We start from the raw sequence: 17,281 nt of genomic DNA on the forward strand, positions 1-17,281 counted from the left end.
GTCGATTTGAAAACGAATGTCGTCGTTTATGTCACCCTCTGGCTTTGGGGCAGCGCACGACGGGAATTTCCAATTTCGGTTATGCTCCCGCAACCAAGCAAGCCAGCCCCCGATTGAACAAGGATTACCGCATGACCGATCTCCTGAACCGCCGCCTGCAACAGCTTTCCCAGCCGCAACATCTGGCGTTGCTGGGGCAGGGCTTGCGCGGTATCGAACGGGAGACGCTGCGCGTGGATGCCCAAGGCCATCTGGCTCGCACATCGCATCCGCCGGCGCTGGGTTCGGCGCTGACCAACGAGCTCATCACCACTGACTACTCCGAGGCGCTGCTCGAATTCATCACCCCGGCCATGCCCGACATTGCCGACGCCCTGCAGCGCCTGGACGAGATCCACCGCTTTGCCTATGCCAAGCTGGAGGGCGAGTTCCTGTGGAATGCTTCCATGCCCTGCGTGCTGCCGCCGGAAGACGAGATTCCCATCGCCTGGTACGGTAATTCACATATCGGCATGTTGAAGCACGTCTACCGGCGCGGCCTGGCCTTGCGCTACGGGCGCACCATGCAATGCATTGCCGGCATCCATTACAACTTCTCGCTCAGTGAAGACCTGTGGGAAGTGCTGCGCGAGGGGGGTGACAGTGTGGACCTCTCGCTGTCGCGCCGCGATTACCAGTCCGAGCGCTATATTGCGCTGATCCGCAACTTCCGCCGCTATAGCTGGCTGCTGATGTACCTGTTCGGCGCTTCGCCGGCCGTCGCGACCAATTTCCTGCGCGGCCGTCCGCACCAGCTGGAAACGCTCTCCGAAGACACCCTCTATCTCCCCTACGGCACCAGCCTGCGCATGAGCGACCTGGGCTACCAGAATCACGCCCAGGCCAATATCACGCCACACTACAACAACCTGCCGGCCTATATCCGCAGCCTCTCGCATGCGGTCAGCGAGCCCTATCCGCCCTATGAAGCCATTGGCACCAAGCGCGATGGTCAATGGGTGCAGATCAATACCAATATCCTGCAGATCGAAAACGAGTTCTACTCGTCCATCCGCCCCAAGCGCGTCATCAACAGTGGCGAGCGCCCGGTGCAGGCGCTCTCGGCGCGCGGCGTCCAGTATGTGGAAGTGCGCTGCATGGACATCGATCCCTTCAACCCCTTGGGCATCGGCCTGGAGGCAGCGCGTTTCCTGGATGTGTTCCTGCACTTCCTGGCGTTGGAATCGAGCTGCCTGACGTCGGACGAGGAGGGCGCCGAGAATCGCGCCAACTTCCTGGCCACCGTCAAGGAAGGCCGTCGTCCGGGACTGCAATTGCATTTCAAGGGCGCGGCCATCGGCTTGAAGGAGTGGGGCGAGCAGTTGCTGGAGCGCATGGCGCCGGTGGCCGACCTGCTGGATCGCCAGCGCGGCGGCAGCCAGCACCGCGACAGCCTGCAGGCCCAGCGCGCCAAGCTGGCCGAGCCCGACAGCACGCCGTCGGCGCGGGTGCTGCGCGAGATTCGCGCTAGCGGCAATTCCTTCGCCGACTACACCCTGGCCAGCAGCCAGCGGCAGGCCGCCGAACTGATGGCCCGCCCGCTGCCGGCGGCCACCACGGCCGACTTCGTGGCCATCGCCCAGGCCTCCCTGGACGCCCAGCGCGCCATCGAGCGCACCCAGGAAGGTGACTTCGACACCTTCGTTGCGGCCTACCGTGCCAGTACTCTGGGCAATATCGCCATCTGATCTGATGAGGGCCGGCCATTGCGGGCCGGTTCCTCTATCCACCCACTGTTCTATATAAAAGCTAGAAGCTGTTCTGCAGGTGCGCCGGCAGCGGCGGCCGTCAGGCCCTTTCTGGCTGCTTTATTGCTTCTTTTATATGTGAAATATATTTCACGTTGTCGTCCCATAGAGCAGCTTCAGGGCGCTTTCAGACCTCTTTGCGGCATTGCAAACAACTCAAGAAAGCGCCATTCCAGCAGTGATATCGTAAAAATACGAGGCCCGGAAAGCCCCTGTTTATGCCGCTTTGCAGCATATTTCCGCATTATGAAATCGATTATCGTAATTTGAAAATTGAAAATTCCCTGATAAAATTCGTCGTCCACACGGCTGGAAGACCGTACATTTAAGCCTGTTCCGCCTCCAACACCTTGCCCCAAGGGCCGGGAAGGGGTTGCAGCGCAGGCAATATGATGGGTTTTCCTGCATCACCTGCCGGCGGCATCGCGTACCGAATGACCCGACCGACCCGCCTGGTTTATCCGACCAGACGGATCTCTCAACAACCAGGAGACATGACATGTCAGCCCAAATCGATCAAGTTCTGGCGCAGGCCGCCAACGATCCCGATGTGATGGAAACCCAGGAGTGGCTCGACGCCCTCGAAGCCGTGATCGAAAAGGAAGGCCCGGATCGCGCCCACTACCTGATGGAACGCATGGTCGATCTGGCCCGCCGTCGTGGCGCCCACATCCCCTTCTCCAGCAATACCGCCTACGTCAACACCATTCCCGCCGATCAGGGCGAGCACTGCCCGGGCAACCTGGAATATGAAGAGCGCCTGCGCTCGTGGATGCGCTGGAACGCCATGGCCATGGTGGTCAAGGCCAACCGTGTGGATGGCGACCTGGGTGGTCACCTGTCTTCCTTCGCGTCGCTGGCCAACATGCTGGGCATCGGCTTCAACCACTTCTGGCACGCCCCGACCGAAGACCACGGCGGCGACCTGCTGTACATCCAGGGCCACTCCTCGCCCGGTATCTACGCGCGCGCCTTCCTGGAAGGCCGCCTGAGCGAAGACCAACTGATCCACTTCCGCCGCGAAGCCGATGGCCATGGTCTGTCGTCTTACCCACACCCCAAGCTGATGCCGGAATTCTGGCAGTTCCCGACCGTCTCGATGGGCCTGGGCCCCTTGATGGCGATCTACCAGGCGCGCTTCCTGAAGTACCTGCACGCCCGCGGTATCGCCAAGACCGACAACCGCAAGGTCTGGGCCTTCTGTGGCGACGGTGAAATGGACGAACCGGAATCGATGGGCGCCATCGGCATGGCCGGCCGTGAAAAGCTGAACAATCTGGTCATCGTGGTCAACTGCAACCTGCAACGCCTGGACGGCCCGGTGCGCGGCAACGGCAAGATCATCCAGGAACTGGAGTCCGACTTCCGCGGCGCCGGCTGGAACGTGGTCAAGGTCATCTGGGGCAGCGGCTGGGACGAGCTGCTGGCCAAGGACAAGGACGGCATCCTGCAGAAGGTGATGATGGAAACCGTCGACGGCGAGTACCAGAACTACAAGGCCAAGGACGGCGCCTTCGTGCGCAAGCACTTCTTCGGCAAGCATCCCAAGCTGCTGGAAATGGTCTCAAAGATGTCGGACGACGACATCTGGCGCCTGACCCGTGGCGGCCACGACCCGCACAAGATCTATGCTGCCTTCAAGGTCGCCCAGGAATCCAAGGACCAGCCGACCGTGATCCTGGCCAAGTCCATCAAGGGCTATGGTTTCGGCAAGGCTGGCGAAGCGCGCAACACCGCGCACAACACCAAGAAACTGGACGACGAAGCCATCCGCGCCATGCGCGACCGCTTCCAGCTGCCGATCTCGGACGCTGAACTGCCCAACATCCCGTTCTTCAAGCCGTCCGACGACACGCCGGAAATGCAATACCTGCACGAGCGCCGCAAGGCCCTGGGTGGCTACCTGCCGCAGCGCCGCGTCCACGCCGACGAAAAGCTGCCGGTGCCGGAACTGTCGGCCTTCCAGGCCATGCTGGAACCCACTGCCGAAGGCCGTGAGATCTCCACTACCGCCGCCTATTCGCGCGTGCTGACCGCGTTGCTGCGCGACCCCAACCTGGGCCAACGCGTGGTGCCCATCATGGTCGACGAGTCCCGTACCTTCGGTATGGAAGGCCTGTTCCGCCAGATCGGCATCTTCAGCCAGGTCGGCCAGTTGTACGAACCGGTCGACAAGGACCAGGTGATGTACTACCGCGAAGACAAGGCCGGCCAGATCCTGCAGGAAGGCATCAACGAAGCGGGCGGCATGAGCTCGTGGATCGCTGCGGCGACCTCGTACTCGACCAACAACCGCGTGATGATTCCGTTCTACACCTACTACTCCATGTTCGGTCTGCAGCGTATTGGCGACCTGGCGTGGGCAGCCGGTGACATGCGCGCTCGCGGCTTCCTGATCGGCGGTACCGCCGGCCGTACCACCTTGAACGGTGAAGGCCTGCAGCACGAAGACGGCCACAGCCACGTGTTCGCTTCGGCGATCCCGAACTGCATCCCCTACGACCCGACCTTCGCCCACGAAGTCGCCGTGATCATCCATGACGGCCTGCGCCGCATGGTGGCCAACCAGGAAGACGTGTTCTACTACATCACCGTGATGAACGAGAACTACGGCCACCCTGGCATCAAGCCGGGCCAGGAAGAGGGCATCATCAAGGGCCTGTACCTGTTGAACGAAGGCGGCAAGCAAAACAAGCTGCGCGTGCAACTGCTGGGTTCGGGCACCATCCTGCGCGAAGTCATCGCTGCGGCCGACCTGCTGCGCGATGACTGGAAGGTCGACGCCGACGTCTGGTCCGCACCGTCCTTCACCCTGCTGGCCCGTGATGGCCAGGACGTGGAACGTTGGAACATGCTGCACCCGGCCGAGGCTCCGAAGAAGAGCTACTTCGAGCAATCGCTGGAAGGCAGCGAAGGCCCGATCGTGGTCTCCACCGACTACATGCGCACCTACGCCGAGCAGGTCCGCGCCTTCGTGCCGAAGGGCCGCTCCTACAAGGTGCTGGGCACCGACGGCTATGGCCGTTCGGACACCCGCGCCAAGCTGCGTGAGTTCTTCGAAGTGAACCGTTACTTCGTGACCGTGGCCGCCCTGAAGTCGCTGGCCGATGAAGGCAAGATCAAGCCGGAAGTGGTGGCGCAAGCCATCGCCAAGTACGGCATCGATCCGAACAAGCCCAACCCGGTGACCCTGTAAGGACTGCCTGACCGACCATCCCCGCCTCAGCCTGCTGATCGCGGGGATGTGTCGTGTCTGGAAAGCCACCCCAACGGGGGAGGTCCGCTGCTCAGGCAGCACCTGCCCTAAGCGAATACTTCTCCCGGCCCAGCGCCTGGGAACAGAACAACGGAGCGCATCAGATGAGTCAAGTCGAAGTAAAAGTCCCGGACATCGGCGATTTCAAGGAAGTCGAAGTCATTGAGGTGATGGTCAAGGTCGGCGATACGATCAAGGTCGACCAGTCGCTGATCACGGTTGAATCCGACAAGGCCAGCATGGAAATCCCGTCCAGCCAGGCTGGCGTGGTCAAGGAAATCAAGGTCAAGGTCGGCGACAAGGTCGCCGAAGGTTCGCTGCTGGTGATCGTCGAAGGCGAGGGCGCTGCTGCCGCGCCTGCCGCCGCACCGCAAGCCGCCGCCGCTGCGCCCGCAGCCGCTCAGGCTTCGGCCCCGGCGCCGGCCCCTGCTGCTGCACCGGCAGCTGCTGCCGGCGGCACCGTCGAGATCGAAGTCCCCGACATCGGCGACTTCAAGGAAGTGGAAGTCATCGAAGTCATGGTCAAGGTGGGTGACACCGTCAAGGCCGAGCAATCCCTGCTGACCGTGGAATCCGACAAGGCCAGCATGGAGATCCCCTCCAGCCACGCCGGCGTCATCAAGGAGCTGAAGGTCAAGCTGGGTGACAAGGTCGCCAAGGGCAGCATCATCGCCACCATCGAAGCTGCTGGCGGCGCACCGGCTGCTGCCGCTGCTCCTGCCGCCGCCGCTGCGCCTGCAGCCGCTCCGGCAGCTGCACCGGCTCCCGCTGCAGCACCCGCGCCGGCCGCTGCTGCCGTGCCCGCCATCGCTACCGCTTCGGCCACCAGCACCGGCGGCAAGGCCCACGCTTCGCCTTCCGTGCGCAAGTTCGCACGCGAACTGGGCGTGGATCTGTCGCGCGTGCCGGCTACCGGTCCCAAGGGCCGCATCCTGCAATTGGACGTGCAGAACTTCGTCAAGGGCGTCATGGCCGGCTCCACCTCGGTGGCCGCTTCCGCACCGGCGACCAATGGCAGCGGCTCGGGCATGAACCTGCTGCCGTGGCCGTCGCTGGACTTCAGCAAGTTCGGTGAAACCGAACTGCAACCGCTGTCGCGCATCAAGAAGATCAGCGGCCCCAACCTGCATCGCAACTGGGTCATGATTCCCCACGTGACGCAGTTCGACGAAGCCGACGTGACCGAGCTGGAAGAATTCCGCAAGACCTCCAACGACGCCTTCGCCAAGGCCAAGTCGCCGGTCAAGCTGACCATGCTGGCCTTCGTCATCAAGGCCAGCGTCTCGGCCCTGAAGAAATTCCCGGCCTTCAATGCGTCCCTGGACGAGAAGGGCGAGAACCTGATCCTGAAGAAGTACTACAACATCGGCTTTGCCGCCGATACCCCGAATGGCCTGGTGGTGCCGGTCATCAAGAACGCCGACCAGAAGAGCATCGGCCAGATCGCTACCGAAATGGGCGAACTGTCCGCTCAGGCCCGCGACGGCAAGCTGAAGCCGGCCGACATGCAAGGCGCGACCTTCACCATCTCCTCGCTGGGTGGCATTGGCGGTACCGCCTTCACGCCCATCATCAATGCGCCGGAAGTGGCCATCCTGGGCCTGTCCAAGTCGATCACCAAGCCGGTGTGGGATGGCAAGCAGTTCGTGCCGCGCCTGATGCTGCCGACTTCGCTGTCCTATGACCACCGCGTCATCGACGGCGCCATGGGCGCACGTTTCTCGGCTTATCTGGCCGACGTGCTGGGCGATCTGCGCAAGTCGCTCCTCTAAGCCACCACCGAACATTACGGAGTCAGGACAATGAGTCTCTCTGAAGTCAAGGTCCCCGATATCGGGGATTTCAAGGAAGTCGAAGTCATCGAGGTGATGGTCAAGGTCGGCGACACCATCAAGGTGGATCAGTCGCTGATCACCGTCGAATCCGACAAGGCCAGCATGGAAATCCCGTCCAGCCAGGCCGGCGTGGTCAAGGAAGTGAAGGTCAAGGTCGGTGACAAGGTCGCCGAAGGCTCTCTGCTGCTGATGGTGGAAGCCGCTGGTGAAGCTGCTGCCGCACCGGCACCGGCCGCAGCACCCGCTCCGGCTGCCGCGCCTGCTGCTGCGCCCGCCGCACCGGTGGCTGCACCGGCCGCTGCCAGCTTCGGCGGCAGCGCCGACGTGCAGTGCGACGTGATGGTGCTCGGTGGTGGTCCTGGCGGTTACTCGGCTGCCTTCCGCGCGGCCGACCTGGGCCTCAATACCGTCATCGTCGAGCGCGATGCGACCCTGGGTGGCGTCTGCCTCAACGTCGGCTGCATCCCTTCCAAGGCGCTGCTGCACGTGGCGGCCGTGATCGACGAGACCGCCGCCATGGCCTCGCACGGCGTGACCTTCGGCAAGCCCGAGATCGACATCGACAAGCTGCGCGCCTACAAGGACAAGGTCATCGGCACCATGACCGGTGGCCTGGCCGGCATGGCCAAGGCCCGCAAGGTGCAGGTGGTCAATGGTAACGGCCAGTTCGCCGGCCCCAACCACATCGAAGTCACTGCAGCGGATGGCAGCAAGAAGGTCGTGCAGTTCAAGCACGCCATCATTGCGGCCGGTTCGTCCGTGGTGAACCTGCCCTTCGTGCCACAGGATCCGCGCATCGTCGATTCGACCGGCGCGCTGGAACTGCGCCAGGTGCCCAAGCGCATGCTGGTCATCGGCGGCGGCATCATCGGCCTGGAAATGGCCACCGTCTATTCCACCCTGGGCGCACGCATCGACGTGGTCGAGATGATGGATGGCCTGATGCAAGGCGCGGACCGCGACATGGTCAAGGTCTGGCAGAAGTTCAACGAGAAGCGCTTCGACAACGTCATGGTCAAGACCAAGACCGTGGCCGTGGAAGCCCTGCCGGAAGGCATCAAGGTGAGCTTCGAAGCCGCTGAGGCTGGTGCGACTGCACCCGAGCCGCAACTGTACGACCTGGTGCTGGTGGCCGTGGGCCGTAGCCCCAACGGCAAGAAGCTGTCGGCCGACAAGGCGGGCGTGATCGTCTCGGATCGCGGCTTCATCGCCGTGGACAAGCAGATGCGCACCAACGTGCCGCACATCTTCGCCATCGGCGATCTGGTGGGCCAGCCCATGCTGGCGCACAAGGCGGTGCACGAAGGCCACGTGGCCGCTGAAGCGATTGCCGGCGAGAAGAGCTTCTTCGATGCCAGCGTGATCCCCTCGGTGGCCTACACCGATCCGGAAGTGGCATGGGTCGGCGTGACCGAAGACGAAGCCAAGGCCCGTGGCATCAAGATCGAGAAGGGTCACTTCCCGTGGGCCGCTTCCGGCCGCGCCGTGGCCAATGGCCGTTCGGAAGGCTTCACCAAGCTGCTCTTTGATGCCGAGACCCATCGCATCATCGGTGGCGGCATCGTCGGTACGCACGCAGGCGACATGATCGGCGAAGTGGCGCTGGCCATCGAGATGGGCGCGGACGCCGTCGATATCGGCAAGACCATCCACCCGCACCCGACCCTGGGTGAGTCGCTGGGCATGGCCGCCGAAGTGGCGGAAGGTCATTGCACCGACTTGCCGCCACAGCGCAAGAAGTAAGGCTTCCTGCCCCCGGCGGCAGCAAGGCAGGCGGCGAACCTTCGGGTTCGCCGTTTGTCTTTTGGGGGGCGGCATCGTCCGTGTGCGTTTGCCTTCACTTCTCGCTCCATTACGTTCAAGCAGGAAAGTCCATGTCCAAGTCTCTTGCCGACCTCATCGTCAACCCGGCCAAGCCGGACACAGCTCCCCACCTGAAGGTCGCCCGCCGCGTCATCATGGCCGGCTGGGGCTTGTTCATGCTCTCGCTGGTGCTGCCTGTGCTGGGCGACGAGCCTGGCGCGCTGGCCTTCATCTATTCGTTGATGATGCCGTTTTTCCTGTTCGACAAGCCCAGTTGGCTGGGCCTGGCAATGTCGTTCTACAGCGTCGTCAACTTGAGCCTGATTGCCTCCCTCTTCATTGCCTTGGGCGACAAGTTGCTGACCCGGCCCGCGACCTCTGTCTTCTTTGTCCTGGTGGCATTGGACACGATGTGGATACCCTTCACACCCGATCAGCAATTCGCGCGCCATCCAGCCTTCTGGTGCTGGAGCGCTTCTGCCGTGGTAGTCGCCATCGGCATGAACATGGCGCGCCTGAAAGAAAAAGCTCGCCAGGCTGCGTAGCAGCAGAGGCGGGCGGCGATGCCGGGAGTGTGGGCGGGAGCGGGCAGGGGGCTCAGGCTGCGCTGAGCAATCCCATCGTCGGATGGATCACCTGTTCTCGCGGGTAGGCCACGGCAGGCTGCGGCTGTTCGATCCGGAATACCGCGACTGCATCGCGCAGGCTGTTGGCCTGCTGCGCCATCGATTGCGCTGCACTGGCCGATTCTTCGACCAGCGCCGCATTCTGCTGGGTCACTTCATCCATCTGCGAGATGGCGATGTTGATCTGGTTGATTCCCGAGCTCTGCTCGTTGGAGGCGGCCGTGATTTCGCTCATCAGGTCATTGACCTGCTGGATCGAGCGCACGACCTCGTCCATGGTCTGGCCAGCCTCATCGACCAGCTTCTGGCCCGCTTCCACATGCTGCACCGAGGATTCGATCAGGCCCCGGATCTCCTTGGCGGAGGAGGCGCTGCGCTGGGCCAGCGAGCGCACCTCGGTTGCCACCACGGCGAATCCGCGGCCCTGTTCTCCGGCGCGGGCCGCTTCGACGGCGGCATTGAGAGCCAGGATATTGGTCTGGAAGGCGATGCCCTCCACGGTGGCGATGATCTCGGTGATCTTGTAGGCGCTCTGGGAAATATCCTTCATGGTGCCGACCACGCGCTCGACCACTTCACCGCCCTTTTGCGCATGCAAGGAGGCCGAGCGCGCCAGCTGGTGGCCCTGGCCGGCGTTCTGGGTGTTTTGCTCGACCGTGGAGGTGATCTCTTCCATGCTGGAAGCGGTCTCTTCCAGGGAAGCCGCCTGTTCTTCGGTCCGGCGCGACAGATCCAGGTTGCCGACCGCGATCTGGCTGGCGGCGGTGGAGATCGACTCCGCTGAGTGCTTGATGCCGTCGACGATGCTGGTCAACTGGGCGCGCATGTTCTCCAGCGACGCCATCAGGCTCTGCTGGTCCCCCTTGGCCAGGGGGATGTTCACCGCCAGGTTGCCCTGGGCGATCTGGGCGGCTAGTTCCTGGGCCTGCGCGGGTTCGCCGCCCAGTTGGCGCAGCACGCTGCGCACGATCAGGAAAGCGGCAGCCACGGCCAGCAGCACCGAACCGGCCACCAGCGCCCAGGTAGTCGTGAGGATGCTTCGGTAGGTGGTGTCGGCTGCGGCGGAAGCCTGGCTGTTGAGTTCATCCTCGAAACGGCCCAGTTCATCCAGGTTGTCCAGCCACTTGGCCTGGACCGGACGGATCTTCTGGCTCAGCAGGCTGGTCAGTTCGGCGGTCTTGTCCTGCTGCGCCAGGGCGAGGGCCTGGTTCATCAGGGGCTCGGTGTCGGCCGCGTTTTGCGCGATCAGGTCGAATAATTCCTTTTCCCTTCGTGTGGTATCGGGTTGCTCGAACATCTTGCCGAGTTTTTGGCTGGCGTCCTGATAAGCCTTTTCCTGCACCTTGATGCGTTCGATTTCGCGGGCGATCAGCGCCGGCTCCTGGAATAGCGCGATATTGCGGATGGCCAGCGCGCGGATGCGCACACTGTTGTTCATGACGTCTGCCAAGCCGCCTTGCTGGTTGTTGGCGACGATGTCGGACAAATTGCCCTTGACCGTGGCCATACCCCACAGTCCGACCAGCGAGATGATGACCAGCAGAACGACGACACTGGCAAATCCTAGCGCCAGGCGGGTGGATACCTTCAGTTTGTTCATGGAAATTCCCCTGTAGATGAGTTGTGCTGCCCTGCGCGATTTCTAATTTTTCCCGTATATAAGCGATACAGAGATGGTTTTATGCCAACTCGTTTCGCTATTTCCTCTAAATGCATGTGGTTTGTACAAGTATTTTCTTGTTTTCAAACGTTTTGCACTGGAGTTGTAACGTTATTGATCAGGCTCGTCCGAAAAAGATCCATCACGACGTGATTATTTTTTGTGTCGAGCGGCTGGCCCGCTGTGCAGGAGGGGGGGCGGGAAGGGGAAAGCAAGGGGGGGCGTGCGGCGTCGGCGGGGGAAGAGGGGGTCGCTGCAGCCGCAGCGCAATCCTGACAGGATCAGGCGCGGCGGCTGGGTGGATGGGAGAGGGCTCCGGCTGCCGCAGGTGGCGCCGGAGGCGTGGAGTCAGGCGGTCGGACTGACCGTGGCGGCTGCGCTCTTGCCGCGATACAGCACCAGCGTGGCAAGCAGGCCGCAGACGGCGGCAAAGCTCATCCAGTAGCCCGGTGCAGCCTTGTCGCCGGAGGTTTCGATCAGCCAGGTCGAGACCAGCGGCGTGAAGCCGCCGAAGATGGCGGTGGCCAGGCTGTAGGCCAGCGAGAAACCGACCGTGCGCACATGCGCCGGCATCACCTCGGTGAGCGCCACCACCGCCGCGCCGTTATAGCTGGCATAGAGGAAGGACAGCCACAGTTCGGTGATCAACAGGTTCTTGAAGCTGATGTCGGAGACCAGCCAGGACATCACCGGATAGGCCGTCAACAAGGTCAAGAGCGTAAAGGCCACCAGTACCGGACGACGTCCCACGCGGTCGGACAGCGCGCCCATGATGGGCAGCCAGCAGAAGTTGGACAGGCCCACGCAGAAGGTCACGATGAGGCTGTCCGAGGCCGACAGCTTGAGCACGTTCTTGCCGAAGGTCGGCGTGTAGACCGTGATCAGGTAGAACGACACGGTGGTCATCACCACCATCATCATCCCGGCCGCCACGATCTTCCAGTTCTGCGCGATGGAGGTCATGATTTCGCCGAAGCTGGGATGACGCTTGCGCGCCAGGAATTCTTCGGTTTCCTGCAGCGAGCGGCGGATGATGAAGATGGCCGGCACGATCATGCAGCCGATGAAGAAGGGAATGCGCCAGCCCCAGTCGCTGATCTGCACCGGCGACAGGGATTGGCTGACCAGATAGCCGATCAGGGCAGAGGCCATGATGGCCGCCTGCTGGCTGGCCGATTGCCAGCTCACGTAAAAGCCCTTGTTGCCGGGCGTGGCCATTTCGGCGAGATAGACTGACACGCCACCCAGCTCGACCCCCGCCGAAAAGCCCTGCAGCAATCGTCCGGTCAGCACCAGGATCGGCGCGGCCACGCCGATGGTGGCATAGCCGGGCACGAAGGCGATCAACACCGTGCCGATGGCCATGATGGCCAGCGTCACGATCAGGCCCTGGCGACGGCCCACGCGATCGATGTAGCTGCCCAGGATGATGGCGCCCAGCGGACGCATCAGGAAGCCCGCACCAAAGGTGCCGAAGGTCAGGATCAGCGAAACGAACTCGTTGTCCGACGGGAAGAAGGTCTTGGCGATGTAGCTGGCGTAGAAGCCGTACAGGAAGAAGTCGAACATCTCCAGGAAATTGCCGCTGGTGACCCGCAGGACCGTGGACAGCTTGGAGTGTTTGGCGTTTGTAGTGGTTGTGGTCATGTCAGTCTCTCTCGTTCTCTCTTTGCCTGGACCCGTGCTCAGCGCGGCGCGGGATCGAGTCCAGAAGCCTTGATCGCCGCCTGTGCCTCAGGCGAGGCCAGGAAGTGCAGCAGTTCCTTGGCCGCTTCGGCTTCGTGCGTGCCGACCACCACGCCGGCGGAGAACGGCGTCAGTTGCTGGGCTTCTTCGGGAATGGGGCCGATGATGTCGATGCCCTTGACCGGCTTGAGCTCGGAGATCTGCTGCAGGCCGATCTCGGCATCACCGCGCGCCACCACCTGACCCACCGGCTCGGCCGGGATCATGCTGCCCTTGTAGGCCATCTGCTGGTCGATGCCCAGGCGCTTGAACAGCTTGGTGGAGAGGAACACGCCGCTGGCGCTATCCGAATAGACCACCGAGTGGGCCGTGAGCAGGGTGCGCTTGAAGGCGTCGAGGGTAGAGATATCCGGGCGCGGCGCGCCGGCCTTGACGGCCAGGCCAATGCGCGAGAGCGCCAGCAGCTTGTGCTCGGTCTTGGAGACCTTGCCTGCGGCCACCAGCTTGTCCAGCGAATCGCCGACCATGATCACCACATCGATGTGCTCCCCGCGTTGCAGGCGATTGGGAATGGCTTGCGGCGTTTCACCCATGGACGGGCCCCAGCCGGAGATGAGCTTGTGGCCGGTCTTCTTTTCGAATTCCGGCACCAGTGTCTTGTAGGCAGCGGCAAAGCCACCCGAGCTGACCACGTGGATGTCGGCCGCTGCGGCCAGCGCGCTGGTGGCGCCGATGAGCAGGGCGAGAACACTGCGCTGCAGGGTCTTGGAGGACAGAAGGCTTTTCATGAGGATCTCCTATTGGTCGGTATCGTTTTTCGGTTTAAAACACGGCAGTTTGCGGAGTATCCTTTGAAAAGTTAAATGCATTTAATCTAAGGATTGATAAATAATGCGCATCAATATCGAGACCGCCGAATTGCAGGCCTTCATCGCCGTCGCCCGCCAGTCAAGCTTTCGCGCCGCGGCCGAGGGCTTGTTCATCACCCAGCCGGCGCTGAGCCGCCGCATCGAGAACCTGGAGCAGGCCCTGCAGGAGCGCCTGTTCGACCGCACCACCCGGCGCGTCTCGCTCACCCCCGCTGGCGAGCTCTTCCTGGTCCATGCCCAGGCCGTGATGGAAGAGCTGGAGCTGGCCGTCAAGAGTGTCGAGCAGCGCATGGCGCAGCGGCGCGAGCACGTCACCGTGGCTTGCGTCCCTTCGGTGGCCAATAATCTGTTGCCGCAGGTCTTGAAGCGTTACGCGCGCAGCCACGCCAACGTGCGCGTGCGCATCATCGACGAGAGTGCGGCCGATGTACTGGAGAGCGTACGCAAGGGCGAGGCCGACTTTGGCGTCAATTTCATCGGTGCGCAGGAAGCCGAGATCGACTTTGCCGAACTCACGCGCGAGCGCTATCTGGCGGTCATGCCGACGCACCATCCGCTGGCCGCGCACGCCAGCCTGAACTGGAAGTCACTGGCGGGCGAGAAGCTGGTCTCGGTCTCGTCCAGCAGCGGCAACCGCAGCCTGATCGACAACGCCTTCTCGCGCGTGCCGCAGCGCCCGGTGATCCAGTACGAGACCAATCACGTGGCCGGCGCCATCAGCCTGGTCGCCGTCGGGCTGGGGGTGGCCCTGCTGCCGGAACTGGCCATCCGCAATGCGCCCTACAAGGGCATCGTGGCGCGTCCTGTGACCAGCCCCGTGTTGAGCCGCGCCATGGGCTTGATCACCTTGAAGGGCAGGGTGTTGAAGCCGGCTGCCGCGACCCTGGCGCAAGCCCTGCGCGATGCCATTTCGACAAGGTCGGGCAAGTAGGTTTTTGCGCGGTTGCTGCTTATTTTTTGTGCGGTTTATTGGGAGGGCAGGCGGGACCGGCGCTAGCGTTGCGACGAAATCGCTTATCCACAGGTTTATGCACACAAATCGGGGATAAGTTTCCTGTAGGGACGGGGCTTTGGGAGCGGTTGCGCAAATTATTTGCAAAACTGCAGGCCATAAAAAAGGCCCTCGCATGCGAGAGCCATTTTCAGATGTATTCGTTGCAGTCCGGGCAATGTGGATTGGTGTTGCCGGTTCTCGCCTTGCCTTCAAAAAACCGTTCTGGCCGGGTTTTTTGAATCCTCTCCGAAATGTCTTTTTTCGGAGAGGGGGCGATTATATAGCCTGGATAAAAAAAATGATACGTCGACGGCAGAAAATTATTTTCGCGGAGAAGCCGCCGGATGTTCCTGGGTGAACGGGTAGCCTGCTTCGTGCATGATCCCTCCTTTGCCCTGCAGACAGGAGGTGTTCACGGCAGGCAATCCAGTCAGCGTGAAGAGATCAGGGCAGCCTGGGGTCCTGGTAGCTCTCGTCGATTGCCACCCCTTGCTGTTTGAGAACTTGCTCTGCACGCTCCCTGTCCTGTTTGAGCAACTTCAGTTCTTCCGGCAAGGCGGCTTGCCAGTCGGCTCTCCTGGCCGGGCCGACGATCCGGCGGGCCTCCTCGTTGGCACCGTTCAGGGAGAGTTTGACGAAATACGCTCCCTTCTTGTTGACATCCTTGCGCTGGGCGTCCCGGGTCAAGGTCAACCTGAGATAGGCGTTCTCCAGCTGGAAGCGCCACATGGTGTCGTCCGGCATGCTCATCCACTCTTGCAGCGAGAGCGGATAGTCCGGATCCAGAGCATAGGTGGGGGAGCTCAATGCATAGCGCAAAGCAGCGCTGCCCTTGAGGCGCGGATGGCCGCGTCCCACATAACGTTGCCAGCCCGCCTTGCGGATTTCCTGCAGCAGCGCCAGGAAGCGCTGACGCGCCAGGTCATGCGGTATTTCCTCTTCGGTCGCCAGACCTGCATACACGTGCCACTCGACAATATCTTCACCGGCAAAGTTGGGATCATCGCTTCCCGAAATGCCGAGCACGTCGTTGATTACGGCGACGTGATTTCCAGTCTTGATCTGGACGGTCCCCAGTGCATTGCGCGGCCAGTCCACCGAATAGAAATTGACGTTGGGCGGCCGGTTGAGCAATTTGATCTGGTGCGGGTAGCGCGCAAGCAATGCCTTGCCGGACTGGTTGGGCGTGATTTCGATGGTTTCGGGCATCTTCTGGACGTTCTCGTTGTGGTCGGGTGAGCAAGCGCTGACAAGTGTGACGAGCAAGGCTGCAGACAAGGTCGCGCCAAGGCGCATGAGGCGTTTTCGTATCATCGCAGTGGTGGCGTTCAGAGCGGTGCGCCAAACATGTAGGTCGGTTGATAGTTCTGCATTTGGTCCATGTTGACCCAGTCCGCCATCGCATTCAACTGGCTTTCCATGTACGCTCCTTGCCTTTGCATCAGGTCATGGAAGATATCGGCGACGCTGGTAATCCATTGCATACGGCTCTGGAAGTCTTCCAGAACGGTCTCCTTGGGCGCCTCTGATTTCAATTTCTGGTCGTCGATGTCGCAGGCGCTGGTGAAGGCCATCTGGAGTTTGGGCGAGAGCGAGCGGATGCCGCGCAAGCGCTGCACCCATACCCAACCTGCAAAACAGGCGTCATCGTAGATCAGGGGTTGCAATATCACGCCTTGCTCATGATTGGCAATGGCGATGAGATGCTGGTACTTCAGTCGTTCCTGGTCTTCGCCGGGCCTGGTGGATTCGATCTGCTTGACCAGGTCGAATGCCTCGACGATGTGGTCGTGCCTGTGCATGTTGGCGATCTTGGGCAGCGCTTCATCCTTCCAGGGATAGTTGGCGACCTGGTCCTTGACCGGCTTGATATAGGCAGAGGCGTCCCGACACGAGACGCACTGATCGAAGCTGTTGCGAAAGCGCGTGTAATACCAGTGCCATCCGCTGATGTCATAGAACAGCCACAGATTGCCTTTTGCCAGGCCCTTGAATACCGGATCGATGATCGGCACCCGCAGATCGTCCAGCGAACAGGCTACCGTCTTGCTGGCGAAGGCGCCCAGCGCCATCCAGTAGAAGCGGCCCTTCTTGGTCGGCTCGCCATAGTCTTCCTTCTCCAGATAGAAGCGAGCATACGTGGCGGAGATGCGCCGGGCGCGATCACTGAAGACCGGGATGATGGAGCCTTCGTTGCGTCCATGCAGGGTGCACAGGCGCTTGGTGCTCATCTGCTGGATCATCGACCACATGAGGTTGCAGTCACACTTCAGTTCCTTGCAGGATTTTTCCGTCGTATTGGTCTGCGACTCTACTTTGTCCGGAGCGCCCATTGGGTGTGTCCTGTTGATTTATCTGTTTCGAGATCAGCTCTTGGTCGCAACGACCTTGAGCCGCTCCATGGCAAATTTCGCGTCCTCGTGGTGATCAGGCGCGCTCTGCGACAGGTCAGCGCCGAACAGGGGTGCGAGGACAGCGGAGGGGGCCTCCGAAGTGGCCAGGTTCAATGGCAGCAGACCTTGGTCCGAAGAGTTTGGGGAAGCGGGAATCATGTGCTTGGCCTCATTGTCGTTGTCATTATCCCCATCGGCGGGCGATGGATTGTTTGTGACCTGTTTGCGCAAAGACAAATGTTGCGGTGACGGTGCGCCTTGCTGGCATAGGCGACTTAGAGACAGGCAGCCGGGGAAAAAGTTCTCGCCGGCTGCGAGGGTGTTCGAAACACGGAGGATGGGGGGGGATGCTGAAAGAAGTTAGCCAATCCT

The 17,281-nt window shown here is 61.8% G+C and carries 12 protein-coding genes; 6 read left to right on the plus strand and 6 right to left on the minus strand.

Annotated elements, in window-relative coordinates:
• The first annotated feature begins 131 nt into the window (after positions 1-131).
• The 5 genes from gshA (at position 132) to BGK68_RS13630 (ending at position 9,226) form a co-directional block, all read left to right on the plus strand.
• Complete coding sequence (gene gshA / locus BGK68_RS13610; protein WP_075257542.1) at positions 132-1,727, plus strand: glutamate--cysteine ligase; 1,596 nt, start codon at positions 132-134, stop codon at positions 1,725-1,727.
• Positions 1,728-2,286: 559 nt separating this feature from the next.
• Positions 2,287-4,983, plus strand: coding sequence for a pyruvate dehydrogenase (acetyl-transferring), homodimeric type (gene aceE / locus BGK68_RS13615; RefSeq protein WP_075257543.1), 2,697 nt, complete (start codon positions 2,287-2,289; stop codon positions 4,981-4,983).
• Positions 4,984-5,147: 164 nt separating this feature from the next.
• The gene (aceF, locus tag BGK68_RS13620) at positions 5,148-6,815 is read left to right on the plus strand and encodes a dihydrolipoyllysine-residue acetyltransferase (RefSeq protein WP_075257544.1); all 1,668 of its coding nucleotides are present in this window, start codon (positions 5,148-5,150) and stop codon (positions 6,813-6,815) included.
• A 30-nt stretch (positions 6,816-6,845) separates the two neighbouring features.
• A complete protein-coding gene (gene lpdA / locus BGK68_RS13625) occupies positions 6,846-8,621 on the plus strand; it encodes a dihydrolipoyl dehydrogenase (protein WP_075257545.1) in 1,776 nt (591 codons plus the stop codon).
• A gap of 131 nt (positions 8,622-8,752) precedes the next feature.
• Positions 8,753-9,226 (plus strand): hypothetical protein, encoded by a 474-nt coding sequence (locus BGK68_RS13630; protein ID WP_075257546.1) that lies wholly within the window; start codon positions 8,753-8,755, stop codon positions 9,224-9,226.
• A gap of 52 nt (positions 9,227-9,278) precedes the next feature.
• Here the strand turns inward: BGK68_RS13630 and BGK68_RS28610 are convergent, their stop codons facing one another.
• From BGK68_RS28610 to BGK68_RS13645, 3 genes are all read right to left on the minus strand, one after another.
• Complete coding sequence (locus BGK68_RS28610; protein ID WP_075257547.1) at positions 9,279-10,907, minus strand: methyl-accepting chemotaxis protein; 1,629 nt, start codon at positions 10,905-10,907, stop codon at positions 9,279-9,281.
• A 408-nt stretch (positions 10,908-11,315) separates the two neighbouring features.
• Positions 11,316-12,614 carry an MFS transporter gene (gene tcuC / locus BGK68_RS13640; RefSeq protein WP_075257548.1) on the minus strand — a complete coding sequence of 433 codons (1,299 nt, stop codon included), beginning with the start codon at positions 12,612-12,614 and terminating at the stop codon, positions 11,316-11,318.
• 38 nt (positions 12,615-12,652) lie between these two features.
• Complete coding sequence (locus tag BGK68_RS13645; RefSeq protein WP_075257549.1) at positions 12,653-13,441, minus strand: substrate-binding domain-containing protein; 789 nt, start codon at positions 13,439-13,441, stop codon at positions 12,653-12,655.
• 103 nt (positions 13,442-13,544) lie between these two features.
• On the opposite strand from BGK68_RS13645, the gene BGK68_RS13650 reads away from it, so the two are divergent.
• Positions 13,545-14,453: a LysR family transcriptional regulator gene (locus BGK68_RS13650; RefSeq protein WP_083657808.1), complete on the plus strand. Its 909-nt coding sequence runs from the start codon at positions 13,545-13,547 to the stop codon at positions 14,451-14,453.
• 507 nt (positions 14,454-14,960) lie between these two features.
• On the opposite strand, the gene BGK68_RS13655 is transcribed toward BGK68_RS13650, so the two are convergent.
• The 3 genes from BGK68_RS13655 to BGK68_RS13665 are packed head-to-tail and all read right to left on the minus strand — an operon-like array spanning position 14,961 to position 17,140.
• Positions 14,961-15,812, minus strand: coding sequence for a hypothetical protein (locus BGK68_RS13655; protein ID WP_233149314.1), 852 nt, complete (start codon positions 15,810-15,812; stop codon positions 14,961-14,963).
• A gap of 32 nt (positions 15,813-15,844) precedes the next feature.
• Positions 15,845-16,849 carry a DUF2515 family protein gene (locus BGK68_RS13660; RefSeq protein ID WP_075257552.1) on the minus strand — a complete coding sequence of 335 codons (1,005 nt, stop codon included), beginning with the start codon at positions 16,847-16,849 and terminating at the stop codon, positions 15,845-15,847.
• Between the two features lie 33 nt (positions 16,850-16,882).
• Positions 16,883-17,140, minus strand: coding sequence for a hypothetical protein (locus tag BGK68_RS13665; RefSeq protein WP_143433046.1), 258 nt, complete (start codon positions 17,138-17,140; stop codon positions 16,883-16,885).
• Positions 17,141-17,281: the final 141 nt, after the last annotated feature.

The sequence above is a fragment of the Herbaspirillum camelliae genome (assembly GCF_001929405.1).
Lineage (GTDB): Bacteria > Pseudomonadota > Gammaproteobacteria > Burkholderiales > Burkholderiaceae_D > Herbaspirillum > Herbaspirillum seropedicae.